Origin of the sequence: Kribbella sp. NBC_00382 (genome assembly GCF_036067295.1) — a bacterium.
Taxonomy (GTDB): domain Bacteria; phylum Actinomycetota; class Actinomycetes; order Propionibacteriales; family Kribbellaceae; genus Kribbella.
Genome location: NZ_CP107954.1, coordinates 6,627,450 through 6,642,024, shown reverse-complemented (window position 1 = coordinate 6,642,024; position 14,575 = coordinate 6,627,450). Strand labels below are relative to the sequence as shown.

General features: G+C 68.3%; 16 protein-coding genes. 7 read left to right on the top strand and 9 right to left on the bottom strand.

The window, feature by feature from the left end:
• The first annotated feature begins 35 nt into the window (after nucleotides 1-35).
• Together OHA70_RS31535 and OHA70_RS31530 are read left to right on the top strand one after the other, a co-directional pair.
• Nucleotides 36-1,316 (top strand): sensor histidine kinase, encoded by a 1,281-nt coding sequence (locus OHA70_RS31535; RefSeq protein WP_328323763.1) that lies wholly within the window; start codon nucleotides 36-38, stop codon nucleotides 1,314-1,316.
• Entirely contained in the window at nucleotides 1,298-1,951 is a 654-nt protein-coding gene (locus OHA70_RS31530) for a response regulator transcription factor (protein WP_328323761.1), read from the top strand. Before OHA70_RS31535 ends, OHA70_RS31530 begins: the two co-directional genes overlap by 19 nt.
• Before the next feature lie 11 nt (nucleotides 1,952-1,962).
• Here the strand turns inward: OHA70_RS31530 and OHA70_RS31525 are convergent, their stop codons facing one another.
• Entirely contained in the window at nucleotides 1,963-2,388 is a 426-nt protein-coding gene (locus OHA70_RS31525) for a DUF5994 family protein (protein ID WP_328323759.1), read from the bottom strand.
• A 137-nt stretch (nucleotides 2,389-2,525) separates the two neighbouring features.
• Between OHA70_RS31525 and OHA70_RS31520 the strand changes: the two genes are divergently transcribed.
• Both OHA70_RS31520 and OHA70_RS31515 read left to right on the top strand, forming a co-directional pair.
• Nucleotides 2,526-2,939 (top strand): CoA-binding protein, encoded by a 414-nt coding sequence (locus tag OHA70_RS31520; protein WP_328323757.1) that lies wholly within the window; start codon nucleotides 2,526-2,528, stop codon nucleotides 2,937-2,939.
• Between the two features lie 29 nt (nucleotides 2,940-2,968).
• A complete protein-coding gene (locus OHA70_RS31515) occupies nucleotides 2,969-3,391 on the top strand; it encodes a TIGR03667 family PPOX class F420-dependent oxidoreductase (RefSeq protein WP_328323755.1) in 423 nt (140 codons plus the stop codon).
• Nucleotides 3,392-3,436: 45 nt separating this feature from the next.
• Here OHA70_RS31515 and OHA70_RS31510 read toward each other — a convergent pair whose 3' ends face one another.
• The 4 genes from OHA70_RS31510 to OHA70_RS31495 all read right to left on the bottom strand — a co-directional run bounded on the left by OHA70_RS31510 (nucleotide 3,437) and on the right by OHA70_RS31495 (nucleotide 7,455).
• The gene (locus OHA70_RS31510) at nucleotides 3,437-3,685 is read right to left on the bottom strand and encodes a DUF2630 family protein (RefSeq protein WP_328323753.1); all 249 of its coding nucleotides are present in this window, start codon (nucleotides 3,683-3,685) and stop codon (nucleotides 3,437-3,439) included.
• Nucleotides 3,682-4,449: an ABC transporter permease gene (locus tag OHA70_RS31505; protein WP_328323751.1), complete on the bottom strand. Its 768-nt coding sequence runs from the start codon at nucleotides 4,447-4,449 to the stop codon at nucleotides 3,682-3,684. Before OHA70_RS31505 ends, OHA70_RS31510 begins: the two co-directional genes overlap by 4 nt.
• A 24-nt stretch (nucleotides 4,450-4,473) precedes the next feature.
• Nucleotides 4,474-6,183: an AMP-binding protein gene (locus OHA70_RS31500; protein ID WP_328323749.1), complete on the bottom strand. Its 1,710-nt coding sequence runs from the start codon at nucleotides 6,181-6,183 to the stop codon at nucleotides 4,474-4,476.
• A 126-nt stretch (nucleotides 6,184-6,309) separates the two neighbouring features.
• Nucleotides 6,310-7,455 carry an SLC13 family permease gene (locus OHA70_RS31495; protein WP_328323747.1) on the bottom strand — a complete coding sequence of 382 codons (1,146 nt, stop codon included), beginning with the start codon at nucleotides 7,453-7,455 and terminating at the stop codon, nucleotides 6,310-6,312.
• Between the two features lie 51 nt (nucleotides 7,456-7,506).
• On the opposite strand from OHA70_RS31495, the gene OHA70_RS31490 reads away from it, so the two are divergent.
• The gene (locus tag OHA70_RS31490) at nucleotides 7,507-10,221 is read left to right on the top strand and encodes a bifunctional acetate--CoA ligase family protein/GNAT family N-acetyltransferase (protein ID WP_328335246.1); all 2,715 of its coding nucleotides are present in this window, start codon (nucleotides 7,507-7,509) and stop codon (nucleotides 10,219-10,221) included.
• Between the two features lie 17 nt (nucleotides 10,222-10,238).
• Here the strand turns inward: OHA70_RS31490 and OHA70_RS31485 are convergent, their stop codons facing one another.
• From OHA70_RS31485 to OHA70_RS31475, 3 genes are read right to left on the bottom strand one after another with little or no spacing between them, the layout of a single operon-like run.
• A complete protein-coding gene (locus OHA70_RS31485; RefSeq protein ID WP_328323745.1) occupies nucleotides 10,239-11,084 on the bottom strand; it encodes an RNA polymerase subunit sigma-70 in 846 nt (281 codons plus the stop codon).
• Nucleotides 11,006-11,233, bottom strand: a complete 228-nt coding sequence (locus tag OHA70_RS31480) for a sigma factor (protein ID WP_328323743.1) — start codon at nucleotides 11,231-11,233, stop codon at nucleotides 11,006-11,008. Before OHA70_RS31480 ends, OHA70_RS31485 begins: the two co-directional genes overlap by 79 nt.
• Before the next feature lie 54 nt (nucleotides 11,234-11,287).
• Nucleotides 11,288-12,280 (bottom strand): zinc-binding dehydrogenase, encoded by a 993-nt coding sequence (locus tag OHA70_RS31475; protein ID WP_328323741.1) that lies wholly within the window; start codon nucleotides 12,278-12,280, stop codon nucleotides 11,288-11,290.
• 150 nt (nucleotides 12,281-12,430) lie between these two features.
• On the opposite strand from OHA70_RS31475, the gene OHA70_RS31470 reads away from it, so the two are divergent.
• A complete protein-coding gene (locus OHA70_RS31470) occupies nucleotides 12,431-13,378 on the top strand; it encodes a phosphotransferase enzyme family protein (RefSeq protein ID WP_328323739.1) in 948 nt (315 codons plus the stop codon).
• Here the strand turns inward: OHA70_RS31470 and OHA70_RS31465 are convergent.
• Nucleotides 13,375-13,839 (bottom strand): hypothetical protein, encoded by a 465-nt coding sequence (locus OHA70_RS31465; protein ID WP_328323737.1) that lies wholly within the window; start codon nucleotides 13,837-13,839, stop codon nucleotides 13,375-13,377. The two genes, OHA70_RS31470 and OHA70_RS31465, sit on opposite strands and share 4 nt — an antisense overlap.
• Before the next feature lie 225 nt (nucleotides 13,840-14,064).
• On the opposite strand from OHA70_RS31465, the gene OHA70_RS31460 reads away from it, so the two are divergent.
• Nucleotides 14,065-14,529 carry an SRPBCC family protein gene (locus OHA70_RS31460; protein ID WP_328323735.1) on the top strand — a complete coding sequence of 155 codons (465 nt, stop codon included), beginning with the start codon at nucleotides 14,065-14,067 and terminating at the stop codon, nucleotides 14,527-14,529.
• The last annotated feature ends 46 nt before the right edge of the window (nucleotides 14,530-14,575 follow it).

Here is a 14,575-nt window from a genome sequence, read left to right as displayed (position 1 = left end):
GACCTGGGGCCCGTACCGGACCTAGTGTTGAGCGAGTGGAGAAACCGGACACGGCGTGGGCCGCCCTGGCATCGAGGCGGTTCCTCATCTCGTCGTGGCCCTGGCGCAGTTATGCCTACCTGCTCAGTTCGGTGCCCGTCGGCGCGTTGACGATCGCCCTGCTGTTCGCTGCCGTCGGCCTCAGCCTGGTGCTCAGTCCACTGATCATCGGTATCTGGATGCTGATGGCGTTCCCGCTCGCCGGGATGGTGATCGGCCGCATCGAGCGGTGGCGGGTGCGGCTGATGATCCCGGCCGGCGTGCGGTCGCCACACGCGACGATCCCGCCGGGGTACCGGCTGCGGGCCCGGCTGACCTTCCGGCGCCGCGAGCGTGCGTCGCTGCGGGCACTCGGGTACGGGCTCGTGCTGGGCGTCTTCGTCTGGCCGCTGAGCGCACTGTTCGGGGGGATCAGCGCGACGGCGCTCGGCCTGACGTTGGCCGCGCCGTGGATCGCCGCGCACGAGGAGATGGGGATGGGGCCGTGGACCCTGGACACCGGTCGAGAGGGCTGGGCTTTCCTGGTCCTGTTCGGGCCGCCCTTCTACGTCATCAGCTCGTACATTCTCGGGGCTCTCGCCGGGGCCGAGGCGGAGTTGGCGAAGGCGTTGCTCGGGCCGCGGGAGGAAGAGTTGCGGCGCAACGTCGCGGAGCTGCGCCGGTCCCGGCTCGATCTGGTCGACGCGTTCGAGACTGAGCGGGCGCGGATCGAGCGGCATCTGCATGACGGCGTACAACAGCGGCTTGTCGGGCTGACGATGACGCTGGGACTCGCCGAGCTTGACCTGCCCGAGGGGGAGGGGCGCAGGCTGGTGGTGAAGGCGCATGGTGAGGCCGAGGCCGCGTTGGCGGATCTGCGCGAGGCGGTGCGGGGGATCCATCCGCGTGTGCTGGTGGACCACGGGTTGGAGGCGGCGGTACGAGAGGTCGCTGACCGGAGCCCGCTGCCGGTGAGTGTGCGGATGACGTTGCCCGACAGACTCCCTACGCCGATCGAGGGGGCCGCGTACTTCGTCGTGAGCGAGGCCCTCGGCAACGTGGCGAAACACGCCCAGGCAACCCGGTGTGAGGTCGAGGGTTGGGTCGCGGGCGACCGGCTGGTCGTGACGGTCACCGACGACGGTGTCGGTGGAGCGACCTTCGATGCGGCCGGTGGGACAGGATTGAAAGGGCTGGTGACGAGACTGGACGCGTTGGGAGGCACACTCGACCTGTCCAGCCCACCCGGTGGGCCCACTCGACTGAGGATGGAGTGCCCGTGCCGGCTCGACGACTGAGCATCGTCCTGGCTGAAGACTCACTGCTGTTGCGCGAAGGACTGGCCAGCATCCTGGACCGGGCCGGCCACGAAGTCCGCGACACCGTCGGCGACGCGGACACGTTGCTGGCCGTCGTGCGCAAGGATCCGCCGGACGTCGTCATCACGGACGTGCGGATGCCGCCCGGCCACAGTGACGAGGGTCTACGGGCGGCTGCCGCGATCCGGGCCGAGCTGCCGCAGATCGGGATCTTGGTGCTGTCGCAGTACGTCGCCGACGCGTACCTCTCGTCGTTGCTGGAGACAACGACCGGGGGGATCGGGTACCTGCTTAAGGACCGGGTCGGGCACGTGACCGAGTTCCTCGCCTCGCTCGACCGGGTCGCCGAGGGTGGGATGGTCGTCGATCCCGAGGTGGTGCGGCAGTTGCTGGCACGCCGGCGCGACGACGGTCCATTGGCAGCGCTGACACCGCGCGAACTCGAAGTACTGGCCCTGATGGCCGAGGGCCGGGTCAACTCCTCGATCGCCTCGGAACTCGTGGTCAGCGAGGCAGCAGTCCGCAAACACGTCGGCAACATCTTCGCCAAACTCGACCTACCCGACGGCCGAGACCGCCGAGTCTCAGCCGTCCTCACCTACCTACGCGGCTGAACCTCGCTGAACTAGCCGGTGACCGCCTTGAGGATGCCCGGGGTGTTGATCCGGTTGGTTGCGGTCGCGGCCAGTTTCATCGCTGCCTCGGCGGTCTCGGCCGGGGTGTCGAGCGGGATGATCATCAGGTCGACGCGGGCCTGCTGCTCGCAGATCGCGGTCAGCAGGGTGGCGGGCTGGCTGCGGAAGTACCCGAGCTTGATCACCCGGCCGGCCGCCTGCAGCTTGGTGGGCTGCTCGGCCCAGTCGCCGGCGTGCAGGATCAGGCGCTTGACGGGTCCACGCAGGCTGTCGATCGCCTCGACGAGGGCCGGCAGTTCGGCGTACGGGTCGTTCGAGCGCGGCCACCAGGCGCCGTCGAGCAGGGTGTTCTTGGTGTTGGTGGTGTCGAGCAGGATGCGCGTTGTCGCGGCGGGGCTGGCTGCTGCGGTCGTCACGGGAGGATCCTTCGGGTCGACGATGGCGGGCACGTACCGTGCGCTGGCCGGTGTGGCGGGCAGCTCTGAGTGAGCTGTCGTCGAGTCCGGGGTCGCTCGCAGCCTACGCCGGTTGGTCGGCGAGGGATGATTGGCTTGTGACGTGGGCTGATGAGAGTGACATCCGTAAGGTGCTGGCCGACTGCGAGACGTGGGCTGTGGTGGGGTTGTCGAGCAACACCCAGCGGGCGGCGTACGGGGTGGCGAGGTTCCTGCAGCGGCAGGGGAAGCGGATCGTGCCGGTGCATCCGTCGGCTGAGACCGTGCATGGCGAGCAGGGATACGCGTCGCTGGCCGACATCCCGTTCCCGGTGGATTGTGTGGATGTCTTCGTACGGTCCGAGCTCGCCGGCGCGGTCGCGGACCAGGCGGTGGGAATCAATGCGCGGGCGGTCTGGTTCCAGCTGGATGTGGTGGATCCGGACGCCTACACCCGGACGACGGCCGCGGGTCTGACGATGGTGATGAACCGCTGCCCGGCGATCGAGTGGGGACGCCTGGGTCCGACCTGACCCGTTCCGGCGAGTTCTGAGGGGCCAATATGTTCACCATCGACAACTCCACCGCTTTCGGCGCGCGGATCGAGCGCCGCCTGAACGACGAGCTGGTCATCTGGCTGACCACCGTCGGCAAGTCAGGTACGCCGCAGCCGAACCCGGTCTGGTTCGGCTGGAACGGTACCGAGGTTCTCGTCTTCAGCCAGCCCGGCCAGGCCAAGCTCCGCAACATCGCCGGGCAGTCCCGGGTGGCGGTCAACTTCAACGCGACCCACTCGGGCGGCGACGTCGGCGTGCTCACCGGTGACGCCGTACTCGACGGCAAGCCGGCCACGGACGAGGAGCTGGCCGCGTACAACGCGAAGTACGCGGCCGGCATGAGCGGACTGAGCCTGACCGCGGACGACTTCCACCGCGACTACTCGGTGCTGATCCGGATCCGCCCGGACAACCTCCGCGGCTTCTGAGCTCTCGCCGGATGGGCCTCAGGCTTGAGGCCCATCCGGTTCGTCTCAATTGAGGTAGCCCTCGACGACGTCGCCCGAGCGGGCCTGGGCGTCCTCGGGGTTCTCGCCGAACTCACGCTTGGCGCGGCGCTGGCGCAGCAGGTCCCAGCACTGATCCAGCTCGACCTCGAGCTTGCGCAGGCGTTCCTTCTCGTCGGCATCGTTGATCTCGCCGGCCGCGTGCTTGGTCCGCAGATCGTGCTCCTCGGCAACAAGCTCGTCGATCCGGCTGAAAAGGCTCTTGTCGTCGGTCATGAGGAAACGGTACGCCCGTCGGGAAGGGATGACCGGGCAAGGAGCTCGGTTGTGGTCAGGATGGCGATCGATCCGGCCGCGAGCAGGCCGATCAGTACTACGAGTTGCAACGCCGCAGCAGCTGTCGGTGAGGCGCCGCCGAGGACCATCCCGACGAAGGCGCCCGGCAGCGTGACGAGGCCGACCGTGCGGGTCTGGTCGAGCGAAGGCAGCAAGGCGTCGCCGGCGACCGGGCCGGCCACGAGTTTGAACGCGTCCGGTTGCATCAGGCCGATCGACAGACCCGCCTCGAACTCGCCGTACCGGCCGCCGTACTCCGACAGCAGCCGGCGCCCGGCGAGCGTGGTGGCGTTCATCGCGCCGCCGACGATGATGCCGCCCATCGGGAGGATGCTGCCCGGGTTGCGCGGCACCACGCCGGGGAGGACGAGCAGGAGGAGTACCAGGGTTGCGCCCCCGGCGATCGCGGCAGCGCAGTACAGGTACTGACCCGGTACCACCGCCACGTGCCGGATGCGGCGAGCACTGGTGATCGTGGCGACGACCATCATCACCAGGATGAAGGCGAGCGTTCCCCAGATCGACTGGAGCGCGAAACCGACCACCGCGCCGACAACGGCCAGCTGGACCAGGGCACGGAGGGCGGCTGTGACGATGCCCTTCTCATGCCGCAGGGAGGCGAGTCGTGACGCCACAACGGCGATAGCGACTAGGAGTGGGAGCACTATTACTGCGGCGATCCCCAGGCCCGTGTCGTGCGACATCGGACTATTGCACCACCTGACTTGTTAAGCGTCCCGGAAGTCGGCCTCGTCGTAGGCGTGTTCGGTGGGTTCGCCCTGGTCCACCTTGGCGGCTTCGTCCGCGCGCAGCTCGACCCGGCGAATCTTGCCCGAGATCGTCTTCGGCAGCTCCGCGAACTCGATCCGCCGGATCCGCTTGTACGGCGCCAGGTGGTCGCGGCAGAACTGCAGGATGTCCTTGGCCAGCTCCCGTGACGGCTCATGGCCAGCCGCCAGGACGACGTACGCCTTCGGTACCGAGAGGCGAACCGGGTCTGGCGACGGTACGACGGCAGCCTCGGCCACGGCCGGGTGCTCGATCAGTACCGACTCCAGCTCGAACGGCGAGATCCGGTAGTCACTGGCCTTGAACACGTCGTCAGAGCGGCCGACGTAGGTGATGTAGCCCTCTTCGTCCCGGCTTGCGACGTCGCCGGTGTGGTAGAAGCCGCCGCGCATCGCCTCTTCCGTCATCTCATCGGCGTCCCGGTAACCGCGCATCAGCGGGACCGGCGGGGGAGCGAGCTCGATGCAGATCTCGCCGTCGTCGCCGACCTCGTCGGTGGCCGGGTCGACTAGTGCGATCTTGTACCCCGGCAGCGGCCGGCCCATCGAGCCGAGCTTGACCGGCTGGCCGGGCGGGTTGCCGATCTGCGCGGTCGTCTCGGTCTGGCCGTAGCCGTCGCGGATGGTGACGTCCCAGGCGTTGCGGACCTGCTCGATCACCTCGGGGTTGAGCGGCTCGCCGGCCGAGATGCACTCGCGGATCTTGATGTCCACCGCGGACAGATCGGCCTGGATCAGCATCCGCCAGACGGTCGGCGGGGCGCAGAAGGTGGTCACGCCGTAGGTCTGCAGGACCCGGAGCATCTTCTCGGCGTCGAAGCGGGTGTAGTTGTAGAGGAAGACGGTCGCGCCCGCGTTCCAGGGCGCGAAGACGTTGCTCCAGGAGTGCTTGGCCCAGCCGGGTGAGGAGACGTTGAGGTGCACGTCGCCGGGTTGCAGGCCGATCCAGTACATCGTGGACAGATGGCCGACCGGGTAGCTGACCTGGGTGTGCTCGACGAGCTTGGGCTGACTCGTCGTACCGGAGGTGAAGTAGAGCAGGAGCGAGTCGTCGGCCTTGGTGTCGGGCGCGGGAACCGGGCCGTCGTAGGTCTTGGAGTCCTCGTAGTCGAGCCAGTTGTCCACAGGTCCGCCGACGCTGACCCGGATGCACTGATCAGCGATACCTTCGTACCTGGGGGCATCTTGATCGGTCGTCACGACGGCCCGTACTGCACCGCGCGTGATCCGGTCGGCCAGATCCGCATCGGTGAGCAGTGTGGTCGCGGGGATCATCACCGCGCCGGCCCGGATGCAGCCGAGCATCACCTCCCACAGCGGGACGATGTTGCCGAGCACGATCAGTACCCGGTCGCCTGGCTGCAGTCCGGCCTCGGTGAGCCAGCCGGCCACCTGGCGGGATCGCTCGGCCATCTCCGCGTAGGTGAGCGAGTTGACCTCGCCGTCCTCCTCGACGATGGTCAGCGCGGCGACCTCGGCCTGTTCGACGGCGAGTGCGTCGAACCAGTCCCGCGCCCAGTTGAACTGGTCGAAAGCAGGCCAGCTGAACTCGCGGTACGCGGTGTCGTAGTCCTCGCGATGGGCGACCAGGAAGTCGCGTGCCTCACGGAACGTGCGGGTGTTGTCCGAGGTGCTCTGTTCCTGGCTCATGGTGCGCACTATTGCCGAGCGCACCGAGATCGGCAACGCGACATCCGGGTTTGCGAAACACTGCGATCTGTGACTAAAGTCGAACGCATGTTCGATCCAGCGTCTTTCCCGTGGTTGTGCTGGCCGTCAGCCGAGGCTGACGGCGAGCACGGCTCCGGTGAGGACGAGCGGGGTCAGGATCAGCCCGCGCCACAGGAACGACCACCAGGAGATGTGGACTCCGGCGGCACGGCAGCGGTCGCGCCACAGGAGGGTGGCCAGCGAGCCCCAGAGGGTGAGCAGGCAGCCGCAGTTCACCCCGATCAGCAGCAGCATCATCCGGGTCCCGTCCGCCGAGGCCACCGGCTCCATCGCCAGGTACGCGGGAAGGTTGTCGACCGCGTTGGCGCCGAGCGCTGCCGTGCCGGTCAGCCGGAGGTGCGCGGCCAGGCCGTTTCCGTTGCCGGCGATGTCGCTGAGCAGGCCTTCGAGTCCGTGGGCGGTGAGGGCGCCGACGACGAGAAACAGTCCGACCACGGTGATGACCAGGCGCCAGGGCACCAGGACCCAGGTGAGCTCCGCGCGGCGCCGGACGGCGAAGAGCACGACGAGCACCAGCGCGCCGATGCTGGCCGGCCAGGCGACGTCGATACCGGTGACGAACGCGGGACCGAGCGCCAGGCAGACCGCCGCCGAGCCCCAGAAGAGCACCTTGTCGTCCAGGTCGGGCGTCGGCGGCACTTCGTACGACCGGCGCAGGTCCTTGTGGAACAGCACGGCCAGGACGACGACCGTGATCAGGATCGCCGCGATGGCCGGTCGCCAGCTCAGGCCGAGGTAGTCGCGCAGCCCGAGACCGAGCCGGTCGAACTGGTGCAGCGCGAGCAGGTTGGTGAGATTGGACACCGGCAGCAGCATCGAGGCGGTGCCGGCCAGCCAGACCGTGGTGAACGCGAACAGCTTCGGCGGGATCTCGAGCTGGCGCGCCATCGCGAGCACCACCGGCGTGAGCAGCACGGCACAGGTGTCCAGCGACAGCACGATGGTCAGGGCGGTCGCGAGCACCACCACGAGCAGCCAGAGCCGCCACATCCGGCCGCGGGCGAGGTGAGCCGCCTCACGTGCCGCCACGTCGAAGACCTTCGCGGCGTCGGCGAGCCCGGCGATCACCGTGACGGCGACCAGGAAGACCAGCACGGGAGCGATTCGCTGAATCACGTCGAGAGCGTCAGACGGCCCCAGCAGACCGGTGACGAGCGCAGCGATGCCACCGATCGCACTCAACCACCACATGGAATTGCCGTCCTCCGAAATCTGGTGAGTGAGTACGCTGGCCGCGTGACAATGCCGGAGCAGCCCCAGCGACCGGCCCAGTATGTCCTGGAGTACCCAGAGGGCTATCCGGCGGTGTACGAGGCGGACGTGGTGCTGCGCGACGGGGCGACAGCGCACTTGCGGCCGATCACGCCTGGTGACGCGGACCTGCTGGTGGCCTTCTACGCGCGCGTCTCGGAGCAGTCGAAGTACTACCGGTTCTTCGCGCCGTACCCGCAACTGTCCGACCGCGACGTGGCGCGCTTCACCCAGGTCGACTACGTGGACCGGCTCGCGCTGATCGTGACGGTCGGCGACGAGATGATCGGCGTCGGCCGCTACGAGCGCACCGGCCCGCGGACGGCCGAGGTCGCCTTCCTGATCGAGGACGCGCACCAGGGCCGTGGCCTCGGGCAACTGCTGCTCGAGCACCTCGCCCAGGCGGCGCGCGAGCACGGCATCGCCCGGTTCATCGCCGAGGTGCTGCCGGACAACCGCAAGATGATCACCGTCTTCACCGAGGCCGGCTACAAGGTCGCCCGGGAGTTCGAGGACGGCGTGATCATGGTCGAGTTCGACATCGCGCCGACCGACACCTCGTTCGGGGTGATGCAGGCCCGCGAGCAGCGCTCGGAGGCGCTCTCGATCGCCCGGTTGCTGACTCCGGCCGGTGTCGCCGTGATCGGCGCGTCGCGACGCGAGGGCACGATCGGCAATGCACTGCTGCGCAACCTGCGCGACGGGGGATTCCCAGGACGGCTGTACGCGGTCAACGCTGACACCCAGGCCAGTGAGATCGAGGGCGTACCGGCGTACCCGACGATCCGGGATGTCGACGGGCCGGTCGACCTGGCCGTGGTCGCGGTGCGCGCGGAGATGGTTGCCGACGTCATCCTGGACTGCGCGGCCAAGGGCGTGCGCGGGCTGGTAGTGGTGTCGAGCGGGTTCGCCGAGATCGGTGAGGAAGGGCGTAAGCGGCAGCGGTACCTGGTCGGCCTCGCCCGGTCGTACGGGATGCGCGTGATCGGGCCGAACGCGCTCGGAGTGATCAACACGGCCGACGGGGTCAGCCTGAACGCAACGCTCTCGCCGTTGATGCCGAGCCCGGGGCGGGTCGCGTTCTTCTGCCAGTCCGGGGCGCTCGGCGTGTCGATCCTGGCCGACATGGCCGGTCGTGGGCTCGGATTGTCGAGCTTCGTCTCGGCGGGTAACCGTGCTGATGTCTCCGGCAACGACTTGATGCAGTACTGGTACTCGGACGAGGCGACCGAGGTCGTCCTGCTCTACCTGGAGTCGCTGGGCAACCCGCGCAAGTTCAGCCGGGTCGCGCGACGGCTGGCCGGTCGCAAGCCGGTGATCGCGCTCAAGTCGGGCCGCGCCACTCAGGGTGTGCCGCTCGGGCACACGGTCCGCCGCAGCACGTTGCCACCGGCAACGGTCGACTCGCTGTTCCGGCAGAGCGGCCTGATCGGCGTCGACACGCCGGGGGAGCTGTTCGACGTCGCCCAGTTGGTCGCGCACCAGCCGCTGCCCAAGGGTCGCCGGGTGGCGATCGTGAGCAACTCGGACGCGCTGACCCTGCTCGCGCTCGATTCGGTGGCGGGCTACGGGCTCGACGTCGCGGGGGAGCCGCGCACGCTAAACGCCGAGGCGACGGCTGCCGACTTCGGTGAGGCGCTGAGCGAGGTGTTCGCGGACGATCGGGTGCATTCGGTGGTGGTGATCTTCACCCCGCCGGTCCAGTCGAACGGCGCCGAGGTCGCGCGAGTGCTCGCCGCCGCGGCCGCCGGTTCCGACAAGCCGGTCGTCTCTACCTTCCTCGCATCGCGCAGCGTTCCCGAGCAGCTTCGCGTCGCCGATGAGCACGGGGGCGCTGCTCGTGGCTCGATTCCTTCGTTCTCGTCTCCGCAGTACGCGGTGGGAGCGCTCGCGAAGGCCACGACGTACGCCGAGTGGCGCCGCCGCGCGGACAGCCGGATCCCCGACCTGCCGAGCGTCGACACGGCCGGCGCCGAGGACTTCGTCGCCGAGTTCTTGCAACGGCATCCGCACGGCGCCGACCTGGACGACGCCGATCGCCAACGGCTGTTGAGTTTCTACGACATCAGCGTGCTGCCCGCCTTCCCCGTGCTGTCCGCGGACGAAGCCGTCGACCGCGCGGCCGACCTGGGCTTCGAGGTCATCCTCAAGGCGACCGCCGAGCAGTGGCGGATGCGTCCCGACCTCGCGGACATCTGGCGCCACATCCACGACGAGGACGACATGCGTGGCGCCTGGGCCGAGATGACCCGAACCTTCGGCGTCGCCTCGGACCCTGGACGGGCCCAGTTCGTCGTCCAGAAGATGGCGCCCCCCGGCGTACCAGTGGTCATCTCCGCCCTGGAGGACGTCTCCTACGGCCCGGTCGTCACCTTCGGCCTGTCCGGCGTCGCCACCGACCTCCTAGGCGACCGCGCCTACCGCATGCCACCCCTCACCACCACCGACGCTGCCGAGATGGTCCGCGAGGTCCGAGCAGCCCCGCTCCTCTTCGGCTACCGAGGCTCCGATCCGGTCGACATCCCAGCCATCGAGAACCTCCTCCACCGAGTCTCCCGCCTAACCCTGGAGCTCGAGGAGGTAGTCCGCTGCGACCTCCGCTCCGTCCTGGTAGCCGCCCAAGGCGCCACCGTCCTCGACACCAACATCCGGATAGCCCCCAACGAAAAACCCCGCCAAGACACCGCCGTCCGCCGCCTCACCTGAGGGCTCCGTACCGGCGGTCAATGGGTGAGCACATCTGCGAAGCCGAACGTCGCGACCAGCGCCGGGTCGTGGAACTTGACCACGTGCGAAACGCCCGTGGCGGTGGCGGTTAGCACCACGACTCCGTCGGCACGGAGCATCCCGTCTGCGTCTCGGCGGTACACGGCGGCGGCCGGTTGGCCGTTGGCGGTGGTGGCTAGCATCCGCCACTCGCCGGGAGTGCCGAGTACGTAGGCGTCGAGGATGTGGATGCACGTGACGCGGCCCGCCTGCCAGTCGCGGAACGGCGTCGCCTCCAGCGTGGCGTCGCTGCGCAGCACCTGTTCCAGTAGACCGGCATCGGAGCGCTCGAAGGCCGCGATGTACCCGTTGAGCAGCGCGCGTGCTCGCTGGTCGGTCGGTTCGAGTAGTTCGGCGGGTTCCAGCTCCAGCTCGTCGAGTCGTGCGCGGGCGCGCTGCAGACCGCTCTTGACCGCTGCCGTGGTGGTGCCGAGGATCTGGGCGGTTTCAGCCGCGGAGAACGCCAGCACGTCTCGCAGGAGGAGGATCGCGCGCTGGCCGGAGGTCAGGTGTTGCAGGCTGGCAATGAGTGCCAACCGCAACGACTCGCGGTCGACCGCCACCGCGGCCGGATCGTCGGCCGGCGGGGCGATCCAGGCATCCGGCAGCGGTTCCAGCCACGAGACCTCGGCGGCCGCAACGGGAATCGGTGGGCGATCGGGTCCGGCGTACGGGCCGGTCAGGCCTGAGGGCAGCATCCGGATCGGGCGCGGCTTCGACGCCGTCAGGCAGACGTTGGTCGCGATCGTGTAGAGCCAGGACCGGATCGACGACCGCCCTCGAACCCGGCATAGGACCGCCACGCGCGCAGATAGGTCTCCTGCACCAGGTCCTCGGCATCGTGGGCCGAGCCGACCATCCGGTAGCAGTGCGCCAGCAGCTCCCTGCGGAACCGCTCGGTCTCGGCGGCGAACCGGTCCTGGTTCGCCGCCGCCCGCAGTTGCGATGTCACGCCAAAAGCCTAGTCCCGCCACGCATCTGAGCGTCCGCCATCGGTAGCAGGCCCTCAAGGAAGCAGAGCAAGTTTGCCGATGGTGGCTCTCGCTTGCAGTTCGCCGAGTACCTTCGGGCCGTCGGCGAGGTCGTACGCGGTTGGCCGGCCCGGGGTGATCACACCTCCGCCGATGAGCGCGGACAGCTCACCCATGACCTCGCCGAACAGCTGTGGCGCGGACTGGATCAGGGCTCCGAGGTTGAGCCCGATCAGGTGGACCTGGTGCTTGTACACCAGCTCCCAGTTGCTGATCCTGGCGTCGCCACCCGCGAGGCCGTAGACGACAACACGACCGGTGACGCGCTTGGCGGCGGTCAGGCTGGCCTCGAAGGTAGAGCCGCCTGCCGACTCGAGCACCACATCAGCGCCACAGCCGTCGGTCAGTCTCATGACCTCGGCGGCGAGGTCGCCGCTGAGAGAGTCGAGGACATGGTCGGCGCCCAAGCCCAGTACCGTCTCCCGCTTGCCCGGCGACGCAGTGGCGATGACCCTTGCACCGTAGTGCTTGGCCAACCTAACCGCGGCCTGCCCGGTCGCGCCCGCCGCTGCGTGCACCAGCACCACCTCATCAGCCTTGAGGTCTCCCAGAGGCCTGAGTGCGGCCAGCGCAGTCGGCCAGTTCACGATCAACCCGAGTGCCTCCTGCTCGGTCCAGCCTGGGGGTATCGGCATCGCCGCGGCGGCAGGCAAGATCATGTACTCAGCGAACGCGCCGTCTCCGACGCCGACAACGCGGGCACCTGGCTGCAGGCCGTCCACCCCCTGACCCACCGCGACGACCTCGCCGGCGGCTTCGAAACCGGCCAGGTACGGCGGCTGCGGCCCGCCAAAAAAGGTTCCATGAGCCTTGGACAAGTCGGCGAAGTTGACCCCAGCGGCGACGACCCGGACCAGCACCTCGCCCTGGTGGGGTTCAGGCACCGGCGCGTCGGCGATCAGGCGCAGGTCCTGCGGCCCGTCGAGCGAGGTCTGCTGCAGCGCGCGCATGGTCGCGGGAATGGTCATCGGCGATCAGTCCTTCGTTCTCGATCTACGGTCTCCCTCATGTAGACCTCGGCTACCACCAAAAGGAATCGACCACGCGACGATGCCTACCTACGATCGGGCCTTTGGCAGTCGATCGAGGCGGAGTTGATGGGTGAGTCGGGTGGTGACATGACGGGCGTCGCGCGAGAGCTGGCCGAGGTGTTCGGCGTCGGAGAGCTCGTGCGGATCTCGCCGGTGGCACGAGGGGCGATGGGGGCGGTCTGGGAGTTGAGGACCGCGGAGGGGGTGTTTGCCGCCAAGGAGTTGTTCTGGTTCGACGGCGAGGTGGACTCGGTCCTGCCCGAGGTCGCCTTCCGAGCGGCGTGCGCGGAGTCCGGCGTACCGAGTCCGGCCCCCTTGGCAGCAGCCAATGGCAAGTACGTCGTGCGGCTGGGCAGCAGGTGGTGGAGGTTGTACGAGTGGGCTGACGGTGTGGCCCCCGGTCCGCAAGATGCCGAGGCGACAGCTTGGCTTGCCGCCCAAATGGGCGTCATCCACGCCATCGACTGGCCCGGAGGAAGTACCGAGGTAGTCCCTTGGTACCACCGCGTCGATGTCGACTGGCCTGCGCTCGTGCTGGAGGCCAAGCATGCACGCGTCGAGTGGGCCGAGCGGCTCGATCAACTTCAACCCCGGCTCGCCGAGCTGAACTCCATCGTCAACACGACGCCGATCGGCGACCAGGTCTGGTGCCATCGCGACCTCAGAAACTCAAACGTCCTGCGATCGGGCCCAAACACCTTGCTAGTCGACTGGGACAACGCCGGCCAACTGGCGCCCCACCGCGAACTAGGCGCCCTACTGATGCCGTACCTCCACAGCCCAGCCGACCTGCGCCAGATAGCTGACGCCTACCGCACCGCCGGCGGCCCAGGAAGGATCGACGACCCGTCCGGATTCGCCACCGGCCTGGCCATCTCCCTCAACTTCCTCCACGGCCAGGCAAGCGCGGCGATGGACGACGCCGTGGCTGAGCAACACCGGACGTTCGCCGCCCAGCAGGTCGTCGACCTGCTGGACACCCTGCCGACCCTCGAGCTACTGGAGCAAGCAGCAACAACGATCCGCTCCACCTAGCCCTGTGCCACACCGGACCGCCGAAGGCTCCGGCTGATGAGCGCAACAAGAACCAGGCAGCAGCCGCCAAGCAGCCCTGCCGCCATGGCGATCAGCCCCGCGGTGCTGTGTGGCTTGGGGTCCTCGCCATGATTCCGGCTGATCCGCTCCGACAGCTCGTCCAGCCGATGCTGATCCGCTTTGTCGACCCTGCCATCGCCTGCCACGTCCTTGACCAGGTTGACGGCCTCATGCAGCTCCTTCCCGGTGAACCCGTCGGCACCGAGAAACTCGCTGCCCTCGCAAAGCGAGATAGTCCCGCCGTCCTTGAAGACGAGATGACGACTGTCGGTGCAGATCCATTCGCCCGTGCTGTTGTAGCTGACGGTATGGCCCTGCTCGTGCCCCAGCCCGAAGAGCCCGACGTACAGCCCTCCACCAATCGCCACCAGACACAACCCGGCAGCAGCGATGCCCGCCACAAGATGCCTGACGGACCGACCCGGCGCAACCCCAGAAATCCCCATCCCCACAGCAAACCGCCGACCGAGCCCCACCAGCGCCCGATAGCCGCTTTAGGCCAGAGCTCGCCGGGTTTCGTCGGCGTACCCGCTCACGCCGGAGCCAGCGGCTGCATAGGTTTGATGTTTCTCCTCGGGAGCGCGGGTACAGGGGTCGGACAATCCGTGCACAGGGAGGAACAAGCGATGGGCAACACCACCGAGTCGGTTGATGTCGAGGCGCCGATCACCGCGGTCTACAACCAGTGGACGCAGTTCGAGTCGTTCCCGGAGTTCATGGACGGGGTCGACGAGATCAGGCAGCTCGACGCCACTCACACGCACTGGGTGACGAGTATGGCCGGGGTCACGCGGGAGTTCGACGCGACCATCACCGAGCAGCATCCAGAAGAGCGAGTGGCCTGGAAGTCGGACACGGAGCCGCGCCACGCCGGCGTCATCACGTTCCACCGGCTCAGCGACACGACCACCCGGGTGACCGCGCAGATGGACCTCGATCCCGAGGGGTTCGCCGAGCAGGTGGCGGACAAGACCGGGCTGATCGGCGTACGGGTGAAGCGGGATCTGCTGAGCTTCAAGGAGTTCATCGAGAAGCGCGGCGCCGAGACCGGCGGCTGGCGTGGAGACGTCGAACGCCCGGACGCACGATGACCTCTGTACTACTGACAGGGCAGCAGGTCACAACAAAAGGGGGTCG

Coding starts and splice junctions, on each gene's coding strand:
- OHA70_RS31515 (WP_328323755.1), top strand. CDS start 2,969: ATGTTCACCATCGACAACTCCACCGCTTTCGGCGCGCGGATCGAGCGC.
- OHA70_RS31510 (WP_328323753.1), bottom strand. CDS start 3,685: ATGACCGACGACAAGAGCCTTTTCAGCCGGATCGACGAGCTTGTTGCC.
- OHA70_RS31505 (WP_328323751.1), bottom strand. CDS start 4,449: ATGTCGCACGACACGGGCCTGGGGATCGCCGCAGTAATAGTGCTCCCA.
- OHA70_RS31500 (WP_328323749.1), bottom strand. CDS start 6,183: ATGAGCCAGGAACAGAGCACCTCGGACAACACCCGCACGTTCCGTGAG.
- OHA70_RS31495 (WP_328323747.1), bottom strand. CDS start 7,455: ATGTGGTGGTTGAGTGCGATCGGTGGCATCGCTGCGCTCGTCACCGGT.
- OHA70_RS31490 (WP_328335246.1), top strand. CDS start 7,507: ATGCCGGAGCAGCCCCAGCGACCGGCCCAGTATGTCCTGGAGTACCCA.
- OHA70_RS31475 (WP_328323741.1), bottom strand. CDS start 12,280: ATGACCATTCCCGCGACCATGCGCGCGCTGCAGCAGACCTCGCTCGAC.
- OHA70_RS31470 (WP_328323739.1), top strand. CDS start 12,431: ATGACGGGCGTCGCGCGAGAGCTGGCCGAGGTGTTCGGCGTCGGAGAG.
- OHA70_RS31460 (WP_328323735.1), top strand. CDS start 14,065: ATGGGCAACACCACCGAGTCGGTTGATGTCGAGGCGCCGATCACCGCG.